This window comes from Rothia sp. HMSC069C10 (assembly GCF_001812205.1).
Classification (GTDB): Bacteria; Actinomycetota; Actinomycetes; order Actinomycetales; family Micrococcaceae; genus Rothia; species Rothia mucilaginosa.
In genome coordinates this window covers 329230-329462 of the sequence record NZ_KV808301.1, presented here as the reverse complement: position 1 = coordinate 329462, position 233 = coordinate 329230, and the positions used below count along the sequence as shown (strand labels likewise).

The window sequence follows — 233 nt, the reverse complement described above, 5'->3', positions numbered from 1 at the left end:
GGCGAGTGCTACTCCGTCTACTGTCCGCGGTTATTCGGGTGGTTCGAAGGCGCCTGATGGTGAGTATCGCCCTGCTGATAAGTACGGTCCGGCGCAGAATGTGCCCAAGCCTGCTGAGCCTGAAGACGGGTACCGTGAGAAGTCTGTTGAAGGTATGCGTAAGACTTTGGACGCTTGGGTCAAATGGGGTAATTATGGCGTGCAGACTGGTGATTATTCGATGGCTCGTCAGT

Annotated in this window: 1 protein-coding gene; it reads left to right on the top strand. The window is 54.9% G+C overall.

Translation table 11 applies throughout. The annotated features are described in order from the left end of the window. A partial coding sequence (locus HMPREF2842_RS09195) for a DUF6318 family protein (RefSeq protein ID WP_246823219.1) occupies positions 1–233 on the top strand: 233 nt, incomplete at both ends.